Origin of the sequence: Aliiroseovarius pelagivivens (assembly GCF_900302485.1) — a bacterium.
Classification (GTDB): domain Bacteria; phylum Pseudomonadota; class Alphaproteobacteria; order Rhodobacterales; family Rhodobacteraceae; genus Aliiroseovarius; species Aliiroseovarius pelagivivens.
Window position 1 is genome coordinate 2,219,184 of the sequence record NZ_OMOI01000001.1, and the last position, 14,784, is coordinate 2,233,967.

11 protein-coding genes and 1 pseudogene are annotated in these 14,784 nt (G+C 57.1%); 1 reads left to right on the plus strand and 11 read right to left on the minus strand.

Annotated elements, in window-relative coordinates:
* The first annotated feature begins 12 nt into the window (after nucleotides 1-12).
* On the plus strand, nucleotides 13-792 hold the full coding sequence (locus tag ALP8811_RS10750; protein ID WP_108857102.1) for a thioesterase domain-containing protein: 780 nt from the start codon (nucleotides 13-15) through the stop codon (nucleotides 790-792).
* Here the strand turns inward: ALP8811_RS10750 and ALP8811_RS16565 are convergent.
* The 11 genes and pseudogenes from ALP8811_RS16565 to ALP8811_RS10805 all read right to left on the minus strand — a co-directional run.
* Nucleotides 725-898: pseudogene (locus tag ALP8811_RS16565) on the minus strand (acyl carrier protein); the annotation flags it as partial. The gene ALP8811_RS10750 and the pseudogene ALP8811_RS16565 sit on opposite strands and share 68 nt — an antisense overlap.
* Nucleotides 888-2,333 carry an AMP-binding protein gene (locus ALP8811_RS10760; RefSeq protein ID WP_181363740.1) on the minus strand — a complete coding sequence of 482 codons (1,446 nt, stop codon included), beginning with the start codon at nucleotides 2,331-2,333 and terminating at the stop codon, nucleotides 888-890. The gene ALP8811_RS10760 and the pseudogene ALP8811_RS16565, both read right to left, overlap by 11 nt.
* A 155-nt stretch (nucleotides 2,334-2,488) precedes the next feature.
* Nucleotides 2,489-3,217 carry a class I SAM-dependent methyltransferase gene (locus tag ALP8811_RS10765; RefSeq protein ID WP_108857105.1) on the minus strand — a complete coding sequence of 243 codons (729 nt, stop codon included), beginning with the start codon at nucleotides 3,215-3,217 and terminating at the stop codon, nucleotides 2,489-2,491.
* A gap of 280 nt (nucleotides 3,218-3,497) precedes the next feature.
* Complete coding sequence (locus tag ALP8811_RS10770) at nucleotides 3,498-4,016, minus strand: DUF2478 domain-containing protein (protein WP_108857106.1); 519 nt, start codon at nucleotides 4,014-4,016, stop codon at nucleotides 3,498-3,500.
* A 35-nt stretch (nucleotides 4,017-4,051) separates the two neighbouring features.
* On the minus strand, nucleotides 4,052-4,852 hold the full coding sequence (locus ALP8811_RS10775; protein ID WP_108857107.1) for a peptidylprolyl isomerase: 801 nt from the start codon (nucleotides 4,850-4,852) through the stop codon (nucleotides 4,052-4,054).
* 5 nt (nucleotides 4,853-4,857) lie between these two features.
* Complete coding sequence (gene narI / locus ALP8811_RS10780; RefSeq protein WP_108857108.1) at nucleotides 4,858-5,556, minus strand: respiratory nitrate reductase subunit gamma; 699 nt, start codon at nucleotides 5,554-5,556, stop codon at nucleotides 4,858-4,860.
* An 11-nt stretch (nucleotides 5,557-5,567) separates the two neighbouring features.
* On the minus strand, nucleotides 5,568-6,284 hold the full coding sequence (gene narJ, locus ALP8811_RS10785) for a nitrate reductase molybdenum cofactor assembly chaperone (protein WP_108857109.1): 717 nt from the start codon (nucleotides 6,282-6,284) through the stop codon (nucleotides 5,568-5,570).
* A complete protein-coding gene (narH, locus tag ALP8811_RS10790; RefSeq protein ID WP_108857110.1) occupies nucleotides 6,284-7,807 on the minus strand; it encodes a nitrate reductase subunit beta in 1,524 nt (507 codons plus the stop codon). The genes narJ and narH overlap by 1 nt, the downstream gene beginning before the upstream one ends.
* Entirely contained in the window at nucleotides 7,804-11,541 is a 3,738-nt protein-coding gene (locus tag ALP8811_RS10795; RefSeq protein WP_108857111.1) for a nitrate reductase subunit alpha, read from the minus strand. The genes narH and ALP8811_RS10795 overlap by 4 nt, the downstream gene beginning before the upstream one ends.
* 61 nt (nucleotides 11,542-11,602) lie before the next feature.
* Nucleotides 11,603-13,219, minus strand: a complete 1,617-nt coding sequence (locus tag ALP8811_RS10800) for an MFS transporter (RefSeq protein ID WP_108857112.1) — start codon at nucleotides 13,217-13,219, stop codon at nucleotides 11,603-11,605.
* A gap of 67 nt (nucleotides 13,220-13,286) precedes the next feature.
* Nucleotides 13,287-14,699 (minus strand): MFS transporter, encoded by a 1,413-nt coding sequence (locus ALP8811_RS10805; RefSeq protein WP_108857113.1) that lies wholly within the window; start codon nucleotides 14,697-14,699, stop codon nucleotides 13,287-13,289.
* Nucleotides 14,700-14,784 lie beyond the last annotated feature (85 nt).

Genomic DNA, 14,784 nt, shown 5'->3' on the forward strand with positions numbered 1-14,784 from the left:
TAGACAAACATCATGAATGAAGCAGCCTTGCATAAAACGCTGAAATCCCTGTCCAAGTTGACCCGGCATTGGCCCGGCGAACCGCTTGATGATCACGGCGTCATTCGAATTTTGAACGCGGAAGGCGATCGTCCCCCCATCGTGTGGGTGTTCAACGCAGCGCACGAACCGCGACAACTGGCCCATGCCTTGGGGAAGGATCAGCCGCTCGTCATTCTCAGATCTTTGAACCAAATCCAGCGCGCCTCTTCGGACCGTTATGACAGCGCCGAGCATTTAGCGGCCTACTATGCAAATCAGCTTGCACAGACCCTTCCCAACAATGTGCAGTTGGTTGCCGGAAACTGCCAAGGCGCACCTATTGCGCTGTGGATCGCAAATGGGCTGCTTGAACGTGGTCACGATGTCGGGTGCGCCGCTGTGGTTGATGCGCGGCCCTGGGTCGAGGTCCAACTGCCGCTACTTCTGAATTTTGGCATCGACTGGAAGGAAGATGCATCGTTCGGAGGCAATACCCCCGATCCGCTCGAGGTGAATGCCCGTTTCTACGCCAACTGGGAACAAGCCCGATTGCACTGTACACACGGGCAATACTTTGACCCCGGACATGTCGACCAACTGGCCAACAATCTAAGGCGTTTCATGCGGCAGGAAGGGTGCTGGCAAGAAACTCTGCAATCTCGTCTGGCGAGGACGCTTCGAACAAAAGCGAAGGGTGTATTTCACCGGACAGGTGCTTTTCGAGTGCGAGACAAAATTCTTGCGCTTTCAAAGAGTCACCTCCCAGATTGAAGAAGTCTTCTTCGGGCGAAATCTCTTGCCCCGGAAAGCATCCCCGAAACGCATCCAGAATGATCGGCATTAAAGTCTCGGCAGAATGGTTCGAGTCAGAGGTCATGGTACTTTTCAGGTTCCTGTAAGTGGTGTTGCTTAAGGTCTTGGATAGACACTTTCATCGCCGAACCGCGTGGAAGGGCGGGATAGCAACGGATATGGTCAGGACGTATCTCGGCAAGCATCAGAGAGCGCAGAGTTGACGCAATGTCGACTTGGTTTGCCGGATCGCTTTCGATGGCGGCGACGACGATGTCCTCGCCGTCCAGTTGGCCGGGAGCCGCAAAAACACAGCAATCCGTGACCGTATCCAAGCTGCGGATACGTTCCGCCACGTCGGATGCGGTGAAGGTTACGCTGTTGCGGCAGAACCGTTCGGCACTTCGCCCGGTGATGTACAGAAGCCCCTCGTCCGACAGATATCCATGATCACCGGGGCGAAAAGTTTCACCATCCTTGGTTACAACAAGGCTGCCGGGCATATGGGCTGGCAGGGGCTCTCCGTCTTGGTCTTCGGTTGCAACCGTGACGCCCGACAGGACACGCCCAGCGGCGGTGGGATTTCGGGCAATATCATCGCCATAAAGGCGCGAAACCACGCCCGCCTCAGAGAAGGAATAGGTGGTACTGATCCGGTCCGACAGCAGCCGTTGCACATCCAAAAGCATCTGCCCGGTCAACGGCCCCCCAATACTTTGCAGTTTACTGAGGTTGGGATAACGCGGGTGTGCGGGCTGGCCATCCAACGCGTCTACATACTCCACCAGCCGCTTCATGATCACCGGGGGAAGTGTCGCCTCTTCTGCTAAGGGGTGGCGCATCGCCGTGTCCAGTTGGGCGGGTGTGAAGAACAAGGGAACGCTAATAATCGCGCGTCCCAGATAGGCATTGCGGAACCACAGATATCGTGTTCCCGCGAAGGCCAAATTCAAGCACGAAACGATGTTTCCCTGCGTGACATGGCTGGGTGGATCACAGCGTTTCTCGGTCATGTCAAATAGGGTTTGGGCACTGATGGGCTGCAATTTGGGCAGCGCCGTCGTGCCCGAGCTTTGTCGAAAATCAACGATAGCGTCAGGATCGCTTGGGAAAGTAAGCGCCATGATGTCATCGGACAGCGGCAAATCACGAGGCAGACTGTGACAGCCACTCTGTGCCGAAAGCCCTTTGAAGTCGCTAAAGATGGCCGAGACTCCAGCCGCCTGTGCAACATGCTGCCGCTCCGCCTGCGAGATCCGATAATCCAACACCAACGGCGCGGCCCCAAGCGACCACAACGCGAACATCGCCGCAAAGCTTCGTATCTGATCTGTGTTGGCCAATCCGACCACCGCACCCGCAGCAATGCCCTGAGCACTGAAGAACGCGCGAACCCCTACGACCTGGCGCAGGAAATCACCGCGCGAGATTTGAGTGTCACCCTGAATGAAGAACGGCGCATCTGGATCGGCCAGCACATGTGCCATGAAGACCGTACCGATAGATCCCGCTTGCTTCATTGAATCCGAATTGGATTGGATGACAGTCATTCGTTTGCACGCCTCGTCGCCGACATGTGGGCGACAGGGGGCGTAACTCCTCAATTTCAATCAATAAGTGCGGATTTCACCCAATCCAGAACAAGTTTTTTCTGCCAGACTGAAAAGCTTCTTGTCTAGTGTTTTCTCCACTCCATTGTCATGATCGACGGCAAATTCATGTAGTTCCAGAACGCGTCCGTCGGCCCCGTCTTAGGGCGCGGTTCGTCAAAACGTTTCAGGGTCAGTCCGGTGGCCAGAAATGCCTGCATGTAATGGGACAAAGGGCGATGCCAATTTCGGGTTTGCAACTCGCCCCATTGAAAGTCGTATTGCCGGGGTTTCAGATAGTTCGACACGACGTTCAAATTGCGCCCGGTGTCTTGGCATTTGGGCGTGTTGGCTGCGTGACTTGCGGTGGCAAAGCTTGTGCGGTCGACAAACAGGATATGCCCCCCCGACTTCACAACCCGTGCCATTTGGGCAATCGCAGCACTCAGGTCGTTCACAGTACCCAACACCATTGCACAGAGCACCAGATCGAAGCTGTTGTCGTCAAACGGTAGGGATTCAGAAAACCCAGCCACATAACTGCCCGACGGATCACGTTCACGGGCGGCGTCCACCAACGCATCCACGGGATCCAGCCCTGTCACGTCGCCCCCAAGATCGCGCAACATGCGACAATAGCGACCCTCTCCGCACCCAACATCCAAAACGGTCTTTGGTGCAAGTGCGCGAAACCGTTCATCAATCAGGGGATCAATTACGTGCTGACGCACAAAGTGGTCCGAGCTATCCATGATCTTGATCCAGGATTGCGCAGCACTGGCCCAGCCGTTTTCGTCCGAATTTCGATCTTCCATAAGCCGCTTCCCTGGTCACCGTCCGATAGACCTGCCCTATCTTCGTGCAACCTAGCATCAGGGAATCCGCTCGTCGAGGCGTGTGCCGCAGCGGCGGTTGGCAAGAGATTACCGCGCAACAGTCTAGAAACATTGCAAAATTTTGGAAAGGGATTCAGCAGAACCCAGCGGGCTCGAACCGCTGAGCTCATGCATGACAAGTGCAGCGAATGGCGGCGTCTAATCACAAACCGCAGTTTCTGCGATCCGTTCAAGTTGCCGCTATTTCAGAGCGCGACCCTTAAGCGCATTTCAAGTCCGAGGAATGCTCAAGGAACCAGCTTTCAAGCGCGGCAAGATTGCCATCAAGCTGCACGGCCAAGCCTGCTGTATACGCTTCGAAGGCTTCTTGGTTCAGGTGATTAAGCCCGACCAGAACGGGGATATCATCCGCAAGCGCCTTGGCGATCACATCACGAAACCCGCGCCCTTCGGCCTCTTGCTTGCCGAATTTGTTGATGATCAGGCAATCAATGCCCTTGGCCAGTTCAGCTTCGGCCAATCCCACCGAGGCTTCAAGCGCGCCTGCATCAAGTCGACACCCGCGCGAGTTTTGACCAAGGTTTTGCGAGATACGCAGGACAGGACCTTCGGGAAGCACTTTGACGTCCATGTCACACGGACCGTCATAACTCCGTTCAGTGTTGATCTGGACGATGCCGCCCAGACGCCACCCGAAAGAGGTCAGCCGGCTTGCCAATTCAAGCAAGAGTTCATCGGTATCGCCGCGGCCCGAGGCCATCGTGAAGGCAATCTTCATTTCTCAATCCTTTCCCTAGCCCCGGTCCCGTTGGATCACGTCACCGGTTTCAGATCCGCACCCGAGATCTCGGCCTTGGCGGCAAGCTCGGCTACAAAGGCGCGCGCGCCTTTGGCCCATGCGGCTTTTTCCATTGCGTCGGCAATGCGGGGTTTCACGCTGTCATACGGCAGTTCGGCCCCCTCTTCGGCAGCGTCCATGCGGATGATGTGCCAGCCATGGCGGGTCAGAACCGGTTCAGTCGTGACGGCTCCGCTGGCCAATCCACGCAGTACCTTTTCGAACTCGGGGACTGTGTCGCCCGGCCCAAGCTGGCCCAGCGCCCCGGCTGAGGATTTCGAACCGCAATCGCTGTGTTCTTCGGCGATGTGGCCGAACTTGCGTGGGTTTGCAGTCACAGCAGCCAGCACGTGATCGGCGCGGGCCTTTGCTGCAGTTGTTTCATCCGTGTCGCGCGGGTCGCAAGCGATCAGGATGTGCGAGACCTCCCACAAGGGCGGTGCGCGAAAACGGGATGGGTCGCGGGACCATTCGGTGTGAATGGCGTCTTCGCTGGGCGAAGCGACCTCGACTTCGGTTTCGAGAAGGCCCCGGATCAGGGCCTCCTCGTCTGTTTCAAAGCGGCCCGGTGCGACCTCGGCCGGTTCGGCCGGGATCTGGCGACGGCGGGCTTCTTGCAAAAGAAGGGTCCGCACCGCCACAGCATTGGCTGCCTTGCGCCAGGCAATGCCGGGCTTGCCGGTAGGGGCGTCATGGTTCTGTGCTTCAGCGGCAACCACCGCATGAGGCACGGTTTCACCATTGACGACGAGATCGGGGAACAGGGCCGCATTCATGGTCTTTACTCCGCAGGGTTCGCTGGTTTCTGACGGCGCGAACGCACCACCTGATAGCCGGGACGCCAGATATAGCGCACAGGGGCCGACAGCATGTGCACAAGGCGCGTGAACGGGAAGACAAGGATGATTGTCAGCCCAAGGAACAGGTGCAGTTTGAAGATCAGCGACACATCCGAGATGTAGCTGGCGGCAGCCCCATCAAATGTGAAGATCCCTTGTGCCCACGACATGAACTTGACCATCTCGTGCCCGTCTAGGTGACCCAGCGAGACAAAGATCGTGCAGATCCCAAGCACCAGCTGCGCCAGCAACATGCCAAGAATGGCAATATCCCAGAAGCTTGATGTCTGGCGGATCCGCGGATCAGTCCAGCGACGGTGGAACAGCATACCGCCGCCCACCAGCGCCATGACGCCTGCAATACCACCGGCCACAACGGCCAGAATCTGTTTCGCGCCGTGGCTGATGCCCATGGCGTCAAAGATCCAGATCGGGGTCAGAAGACCGACAAGGTGGCCAAAGAAGATGACCAGAACACCGACATGGAACAGGATGGACCCCATCACCAACTGCTTGCGTCGCAGCATTTGGGATGACGAGGTTTTCCAGGTGAAGGGATCGCGGTCATAGCGCGCGATGCTTCCCATGATCCCCACGCCAAGGGCGATATAGGGGAAGATTCCGAACAGAAAATTATGCATCTCTGCCTCCATCATTCCGCAGCCACGCCAGGGGCGCGGGCTGCTGTGTCTGATTTGGGTTCATCCATGCGCGAAAGCATGTCGCGCACTTGTGGGCATCCGGCATTGGGATCGGGGCCGAAGCGGACTTCGCTTTCCTCCCAGATCTCATCCAGTGCATCGAGGTCATTGGGATCGACCTCGGGCTGTTCCAGAAGCTCTGCCACGGCCGCTTTGTCGGCTTCTACGCCTGTCAGCTGTAGCAAAGCGGCGAACACGGCAGCATATGGGCTTTCGCGTCGAACCAGTCGTTCGCTCAACGCTTCCAGAATATGCGCCGCGTCCGCCAGGGTATCCTGTACCTCGGCATAGGGACGCGTGGACAGGAATTCCAATAGAACAGGCAGGTGATCGGGCAGCTCGCTCGACACCGGATCGAAGCCGGCCTCGCGATACATTTCGACCAGCGACACCATCGCGCCGCCCCGATCGCGGCTTTCGCCGTGAACATGTTCAAACAAGTTCAGCGACAAAGTGCGCGAGCGGTCGAAGAGCAGTACATACCGCTCTTCCAGATCATAGATGTCCTGCGCACCCAAGGCGTCAACCAAGGGGCGCAGGTCGCGACGGGCAGCCGCCGTAAGACGGCTGTCCGAAGCCAGCACCGCGCCGATTTCCGGCATGGCCTGCTGCAGTTCGCGAGTGGGGTAGCTTAGAACCAGCGAGATAGCTTTTAACGAACGGTCCATTACATCACCTCCGACGGCATTTTCAGGGCTTTCTTGGCACCGCCAAAGAGCGATGCTTTCGACGTTCCACCGGAACAGCCATTGGTGTCAGTGAAGCCGCAGCCGCCGCGTAGATCGTAAGCATCTTCGACTTGCTCACGGTGCGTGGTTGGGATCACGAAACGGTCTTCGTAGTCAGCCAAGGCCATGATTTTATACATGTCCTCGATCATCCGACCGGTCAGACCAACGCGTTCTGCTAGACCTTCATCGGTAACACCTTCGATGGTTTTCGAGCGCATATAGGCCCGCATACCAAGCATCCGCTCCAGAGCCGTGACAACGGGGGCTTCGTCCCCAGCGGTCAGCATGTTGGCCAGATATTTGACCGGGATACGCAGGTTCTTCACGTCGGGCATTGCGCCGTCTGTGCCGATTGCGCCGGCTTCGGCTGCGTTCTGGATCGGGCTAAGTGGCGGGATATACCAGACCATCGGAAGGGTGCGATATTCGGGGTGCAGCGGGAACGCCACTTTCCATTCCATCGCCATCTTCCAGATCGGGCTTTCCTGAGCTGCCTTGATCCAATCCTGCGGGACACCGTCGCGTGCTGCGGCGGCAATCACCTCGGGATCGCTCGGGTCAAGGAAGACACCCAGCTGCGCATCGTAAAGATCGGTGGTGGCTTCCGCATTCGCGGCTTCCTCGATCTTGTCGGCGTCATAGAGCATCACACCCAGATAGCGGATCCGGCCAACGCAGGTTTCCGAACATACGGTCGGGTTGCCGCTTTCGATGCGCGGATAGCACAGGGTGCATTTCTCGGACTTACCGGTCGACCAGTTATAGTAGACCTTTTTGTAAGGACAGCCCGAGACACACATCCGCCAACCACGACATTTCTCTTGGTCGATCAGAACGATGCCGTCTTCTTCACGCTTATAGATCGCGCCCGATGGGCAGGACGCGGCACAAGCCGGGTTCAGGCAGTGTTCGCACAGACGGGGGAGATACATCATGAAGGTGTTCTCGTATTCCCCGTAGATCTGCTTTTGGATGCCTTCGAAGTTGTAGTCCTCACCACGCTTCGAGAATTCACCACCCAGGATCTCTTCCCAGTTCGGTCCCTTCTCGATCTTCTCCATCCGCTCGCCAGTGATCTTGGAACGCGGGCGCGCGGTCGGGAAGGCCTCCATTTCAGGGGCCGACTTCAGGTGGTCATAGTCGAAATCGAACGGCTCATAGTAGTCGTCGATCTCGGGCAGGTCGGGGTTGGCGAAGATGTTCGCCAAGATCCGCCATTTCGACCCCTGTTTGGGCTGCAACTTGCCCGATTTGGTGCGTTCCCAGCCACCGTTCCAACGCGCCTGGTTTTCCCAGTCGGTCGGATAGCCGGTGCCCGGTTTGCTTTCCACGTTGTTGAACCATGCGTATTCAACACCATCGCGCGAGGTCCAGACGTTCTTACACGTCACAGAGCAGGTGTGGCACCCGATACATTTATCAAGGTTCAACACCATGCCGATTTGAGCACGTACCTTCATTCTGCTGCCTCCTTATTCGGGGTCGCTTCACGGTCGAGCCAGTCAACCTTCTTCATCTTGCGCACCACAACGAATTCATCGCGGTTCGCACCAACAGTTCCGTAGTAGTTGAAACCGTAAGATTGCTGGGCATAGCCGCCGATCATGTGGGTGGGCTTCAGCGTCGTACGCGTGACCGAGTTGTGAATGCCGCCACGTTTACCGGTCTTCTCAGACCCGGGCGTATTCACGATTTTCTCTTGCGCGTGATACATGAAGGTCGTTCCGTCCTTCATCCGCTGGCTCACAATCGCACGGGCCGTAAGTGCCCCGTTCGAGTTGTAAAGCTCGACCCAGTCGTTATCGACAATACCTGCCGATTTGGCGTCGTTTTCCGAGATCCAGATCACCGGGCCACCGCGGTTCAGCGTCAGCATGTGAAGGTTGTCGGAATAGGTCGAGTGGATGCCCCATTTCTGGTGCGGCGTGATGAAGTTCAACACCACATGCGGCCAGTCTTTCTCGCTGTGAACATCGTCGGTGATAGTTTTCAGATCGACCGGAGGACGATAGGACAGGAAGCCTTCACCAAAGGCCAGCATCCACTTGTGATCCTGATAGGTCTGTTGACGACCGGTCAGGGTCCGCCATGGGATCAGCTCGTGCACGTTGGTGTAGCCCGCGTTATAGCAGACATCTTCGCTTTCCAGACCAGACCATGTCGGGGACGAGATGATCTTGCGTGGCTGTGCCGCGATATCGCGGAAGCGGATCTTTTCGTCTTCCTTAGGTTTGGCCAGATGGGTGTGGTCGCGGCCCGTTGCTTTGGACAGAGACTCCCATGCTTTTACAGCAACTTCGCCGTTGGTTTCCGGCGCCAGCATCAACACGACCTCGGTCGCATCAATGTCGGTCACGATCTTGGGCTGACCTTTGGCGGGGCCTTCCTCGTGCACGCCATTCAACTCGCGAAGGTGCTGAACTTCGTGCTTGGCATCAACCATAATGCCTTTGCCGCCATTGCCCAGCTTGTCCAGAAGCGGACCAAGCGAAACGAAGTGGTCGTAGACTGCAGTATAGTCACGTTCCACCGCCACATAGTTCGGCGCGGTCTTGCCCGGAATTAGGTCACATTCGTCCTTCTTCCAGTCACGCACCTGATCTTGAGCCAGCTCGCCCGGGGTATCATGCAGAAGCGGTACCTGAACGATGTCCGTTTCCACGCCCAGAATTTCCGGGGCAACTTCCTGGAACTTGTGGGCAATCGCTTTGAAGATCTCCCAGTCCGACTTGCTTTCATATGCCGGATCCACAGCCGCCTGTAGCGGGTGGATGAACGGGTGCATGTCCGAGGTGTTCAGATCGTTCTTTTCGTACCAAGAGGCCGTGGGCAGAACGATGTCCGAATAGACACAGGTGGTCGACATACGGAAGTCCAGCGTAACCAGCAGGTCCAACTTGCCGCGCGGGGCTTCGTCATGCCACTTGGCTTCTTTCGGAAGCTGTCCGCCTTCTTCCCCAAGATCCTTACCCAGAACACCGTGATCGGTGCCCAGAAGGTGCTTCAGGAAGTACTCGTGCCCCTTGCCCGACGAACCCAACAGGTTCGAGCGCCAGACAAACAGGTTGCGCGGCCAGTTTTCGGGTGCATCCGGGTCCTCGCAGGACATTTCCAGATCGCCGGATTTTAGCTGTTGGGCTACATAGGCGGGGATTTCCATCCCGGCGTCTTTGGCCTGTTTTGCCACGTCCAGCGGGTTGGTTTTCAGCTGCGGTGCCGATGGCAACCAGCCCATCCGTTCAGCACGGATGTTATAGTCGATCATCGACGCATCCCAGTCACCTTCCGGTGCAGTGGGCGAGATGATCTCGCTGGCGGTCAGTGTCTCGTAGCGCCACTGATCCGAATGCGCATACCACATCGAGGTCGAGTTCATGTGACGCGGTGGGCGGTTCCAATCCAGCGCAAAGGCCAGCGGCAACCAACCGGTCTGCGGGCGCAGTTTTTCCTGACCCACGTAGTGCGCCCAACCACCGCCGGACTGACCGACACAACCGCACATGATCAGCATGTTGATCACGCCGCGATAGTTCATGTCCATGTGGTACCAGTGGTTCATCGCAGCACCGATGATGATCATCGACTTGCCGTTGGTCTTCTCGGCGTTTTGCGCGAATTCACGGGCGACGTGGACGATCTTGTCGGCGGACACGCCGGTGATCTTCTCGGCCCAAGCAGGTGTGCCCGGCACGTCTTCGTTATAGTCCTTGGCAACCCAGTCGCCGCCCAGACCACGATCAAGGCCGTAGTTGGCGCAGAACAGATCGAAGACGGTGGTTACACGGATCACACCTTCTTTGGTCTGGATCTCGCGTACAGGGATGTTGCGGGTCAGAACGTCGGGACGATCATCACCGGTCGAGAACTGTTCGGTCGCGTCGCCACCGAAATACGGGAAGTCCACGCCAGCAACACGATCATGGTCGCCATCGCCGATCAGCGTCATTTTCAGATCTGTGTCGGCCTCTTGGGCGCGTTCTTCGAGGTTCCATTCCCCGTCTTCGCCCCAGCGATACCCGATCGAGCCATTGGGCGCGACCAGACCACCGGATTTCTCGTCCAGAGCAACGGTCTTCCATTCCGGGTTGTTGTCTTCACCCAGCTTGCCGTCCAGATCGTCAGCACGCAGGAAGCGGCCGGGAACCAGTTTGCCGTTTTTGTCTTCCAGCTTCACCAGCATCGGGAAGTCGGAATACTTGCGGCAGTAGTCCTCGAAATACTCAACTTGGTTGTCCAAGTGGAATTCACGCAAGATCACGTGACCAAAGGCCATCGCCAGCGCCGCGTCGGTACCCTGTTTGACGTTCAGCCAAACGTCGCCAAACTTGGCAGCTTCCGAATAGTCGGGGCAGATGACGGCGGACTTGGTGCCGCGATAACGGGCTTCGGTATAGAAGTGCGCATCCGGCGTCCGGGTCTGCGGCACGTTGGAGCCCCAGAGCAGCAGGTAGCCAGCATTATACCAGTCGGCCGATTCCGGCACGTCGGTCTGTTCGCCCCACGTCATGGGCGAGGCCGGCGGAAGGTCACAATACCAGTCATAGAAGGATCCGCAGACCCCACCAATCAGGCTGAGGTAACGCGCGCCAGCAGCGTATGAGATCATCGACATCGCCGGGATCGGCGAGAAGCCAATAATGCGGTCAGGGCCGTGTTTCTTAGCCGTATAGGCGTTGGCGGCGGCGGTAATCTCGGTTGCTTCGTCCCAGCTTGCGCGGACAAAGCCACCCTTACCGCGGGTCTTCACATACGAGTCGCGCAGGATCGGGTCGCTCTGGATTGCGGTCCAGGCCTCGATCGGCGACATGGTCTGGCGCATCCGGCGCCATACTTTCATTAGGCGGCCACGTACCAGCGGGTTCTTCACGCGGTTTGCGGAATACAGATACCAGCTGTAGGACGCGCCACGGGCGCAACCGCGCGGTTCGTGGTTGGGTAGATCGGGGCGGGTGCGTGGGTAATCGGTTTGCTGGGTTTCCCAGGTTACGATCCCCGACTTCACGTAGATTTTCCACGAACACGATCCGGTACAGTTCACACCATGGGTCGAGCGCACAACTTTGTCGTGGCGCCAGCGATTCCGATAGGTGTCCTCCCAGTCGCGGTTTTCGTTGGTCACTTGGCCGTGACCGTTTGAAAACTGTTCCAGTTCTTTTGACTGGAAGAAGTTCAGTCTGTCGAGCAGGTGGCTCATCTGATTTCTCCTAGGTTGGCTGGCCTACCCCGGCATGTGCCGGGATAGGCGGGCAGACGTATCAGGGGTTCTTCACGTAAGCGCCGGGGCGCAGATAGAACCACCAGTTGATGGCGATGCAGACCGCATAGAAGATCGCAAAACCATAGAGCGCATACTCAGGCGTCCCGGCTTTCAGCTGTTCACCAAACACTTTGGGGATGATGAAGGCGCCGTAAGCCGCAACCGCAGCAGTCCAACCCAGTGCAGGGCCAGCCTGCTCTTTGTTGAAGACCATCGCGATGGTGCGGAAAGTCGAACCGTTACCAATGCCAGTGGCGGCAAACAGGATCAGGAACAGACCCAGGAACGGGTAGAAGTATTGTTCCGGGGTTGCCGACGAGTAGGCCTGCTGGATGAAGTAGGCGACACCCAAGGCCGAGGCGACCATGACGACCGAGATGATCTGGGTCACTTTCGCGCCACCAGCTTTGTCAGCCCACATACCACCCAGCGGGCGGATCAGAGCGCCGATGAACGGGCCCATCCAGGCAAACATCAGGGCCGACGGGCCGTTGGGGTTTACCATGTCGTGGGTCATCACACCGTCGACTTCAATGTGGCTGAAGCCGAACACAACTTTGATGGTCAGTGCCAGCGCGGCCGAGTAGCCGATGAACGAACCAAAGGTCATGGTGTAGATCACGGTCATCGCCCAAGTGTGCTTGTTTCCGAAGATCTTGTACTGACGGCTCAGGTTTTGCCCCACAGCGCCGGGGATCATTTTCAGACCCAGCACAGTCAAAGCGATAACGATGGGCAGTACGATCCACTTGGACACGCCCAGACCCGAGGTCGGCAGACCGGCTTCGGTGCCCGGCAGCAGCAGCCACAGGCCGAAAGCAGCGGTCAGGAACCCGATCAGCAACATGCCCGAGATCGTAGCGAAGGCGCCAAGCGGACCGGGGATGTTCGGAGACACATGTTCATCACGGATGTTGTTCATCCCCATCCAGCCGATGATGGCCAGCGGGACTAGGAACACCAGCCAGATCAAGCCCGCGTTCTGGATGTAAGTTTCAGTGCCAGCAGGGATCTTACCGATCAGCGTACCCGAGGTATTAACCAGCGTACGGCTTTCACCGCCGAAGATGCCCATAGTCATGGCCAGCGGGATCAGGATCTGCATGGTGGTCACACCAAAGTTGCCCAGACCTGCGTTCATACCCAGTGCATAGCCCTGAATTTTCTTCGGATAGAAGAAGCTGATGTTGGACATCGAGGACGAGAAGTTACCGCCGCCGATACCCGACAGGAAGGCCAGGATTTGGAAGTACCACAGCGGCGTATCTGGGTTTTGCAGTGCCAGACCAGCGCCGATGGCCGGGATCATCAAAAGTGCGGTGGTAAACACAATGGTGTTTCGCCCCCCCGCAATACGGATGAAGAAGGTCGACGGAATACGCAAAGTCGCGCCGGTCAGGCCAGCAATCGCACCCAGCGTGAACAGGTCGGATTTGGCAAAGCCAAAGCCAAGGTTGATCATCTGAACTGTGATGATGCCCCAGTACAGCCAAACGGCGAAGCCACACAGCAGGCTGGGAATGGAAATCCACAGATTTCGGTTGGCGATGGACTTGCCGGTGGAAGCCCAGAAGGCCTCGTCATCCGGTGTCCAGTTTCTTAGATCTTGTCCCACAATGATCCCTCCTCAGGAATTTTGACGGGCGAGCCACCGGGACGGGCGGCTCGCTAATTTTCTTCGATTAGATTTTTTCGGCGTGGGTGCGGTTGTACTCATCCACCACAGAGCGCGAATTGTTCACGGCGTTCACAGCACGGGCAGCGCGAAGCTCGAGCCCTTCAAGTTGAGCCTTCTCGAACAATGCCTTCTCTTCGGCTTCTTTCTCGGGCGAGAAGCGGACGAACAGAGCCAGGACCGAAGCACAGCAGACCATGATGCCGATAACGAGGAATGCGTTGTTCCAAGGCATCTCGCTTTTGAACAAGAAGCCTGCGGCAACCGCACCGGCGTTACCACCAGCACCTACGATACCAGCCACAGCGCCCAGTGCCTTTTTGTTGACGAAGGGAACGACCGAATAGGTGGCGCCCTCGGACATCTGCGTGAACAGCGAGAAGATAATCAGCATTGGGATGGCCAGGAACAGTACGTCCATGCGGCTAAACAGCATCAGCGCAAGGCCTTCGCCCAGAAGCACAATGAACAGCCAGTACGAACGACCCCTTAGGCCCCAGAGTGAGGCGAAGTTGTCCCCGAAGATCCCGCCCAAAGTACGGGCAAAGATGTTCATCAGACCAAACGATGCTGCAATCAAACCGGCCGTAACAAGGGTAATGCCATCGAAGTAGTCATAGAAGTACAGCGCGGCGACGTTGTTGACGGTCAGCTCGATGCCGAAGCAAGCAGCATAGATGAAGAACAGTACCCAAACGCGATAATCTGCCATCGCTTTGAAATACGTACCGGTAACCTTTTCTTTCTTCTCAAGTTGGCCTTTTTCACGAAGTTCTTTGAAGTTTCCGTCCGGCGCATCTTGTGTAAGGAAGAAGTAGGCAATGCCGACCACGAAGATCACACACCCAACTACCACCATCGAGAAACGCCAGCTTGCGGCGTCCGTGAAGCCAAGCGTGATGAAGATCGAGAAGATCAACGGCATGGCGAACTGCGTTACACCGCCACCCAGGTTACCCCAGCCTGCACTGGTTGCGTTGGCGGTTCCCACCACGTTGGGCGCGAACATCACTGACGTATGGTATTGGGTAATAACGAACGACGCACCGATGAAACCGATCATCAGTCGGAACAGCAGAAAGCTTTCGAAACTGTCGGCCAGTCCAATCCCGGCCACCGGGAAGGCGCCGAGGATCAGCAGCCATGTATAGGCCAGCCTCGGACCGATCCGGTCACACAGCCAACCAATAAAGAATCGCCCGACAATCGTCATCGCCACCGAGGCGATGATCGTCCAGCCAACCTGCGATTTCGTGAACCCAAGCTCATCGCGCACGATGATCATCAAGGGCGCGATACCGAACCATGCAAAGAAGCAGGAGAAGAACGCAAACCACGTCATGTGGAAAGTTCTGATTTGCACCATTCGGACGTTGAAGAAGTTACTCCAAAGGCTTGTCGCCTTGTTTTGGATATCCATTACTCTGTCCCCTTAACTCCTCTGATGCCGTCCCGCCTTTTGGCGCTAGAATTGGCTCCAGAGGTATTTCGATGAATGCAACCTC